General features: G+C 35.1%; 1 protein-coding gene. It reads right to left on the reverse strand.

Annotated elements, in window-relative coordinates; genetic code table 11:
- Window positions 1-331: metallophosphoesterase family protein (locus BCAMP_RS12205; RefSeq protein ID WP_156921253.1), on the reverse strand; the 331-nt coding region annotated here is incomplete at its 3' end.
- Window positions 332-470 lie beyond the last annotated feature (139 nt).

Here is a 470-nt window from a genome sequence, read left to right on the forward strand (position 1 = left end):
CTTGCGTTTTGTACATTTCATTACCTTCCCAAAAATCGGACAGTTCCAAAGAGGAACCATCGTTCAAATCACCATTTTGAATAATTAAATCGTGATCTATCAAGCGACAAACATTAACTAAATTTTCAACATGTTCATAAGATGCTTTCTTGAGATTCTTTAAATTTTTAGGCATTAGACCTAAATGTAAATCTGTGATGAATGGTATAACTAATGTGCTTGATTTCGTTTTTTTCTTAACTTTCTCGCTAAATCGAACAATTTCATTTGCTACATTATCGCTCGTTTTGAAAATGAAGTTTTCTTGATTAACAGGTACGTGTAATTTCATTATCACATCTCCTTCCAAGCTGTTATTCCGTTGTCGCTTACGATACGTTTTAAGCGTTAGTAAGGCTTGATTTGTCGAGTTACGCGTCATTGTTTGAACTCTACCGTTCGAAGGCATCGCGCCTGACGAGTGAAAAAGA

Origin of the sequence: Brochothrix campestris FSL F6-1037 (assembly GCF_000525915.1) — a bacterium.
Lineage (GTDB): Bacteria > Bacillota > Bacilli > Lactobacillales > Listeriaceae > Brochothrix > Brochothrix campestris.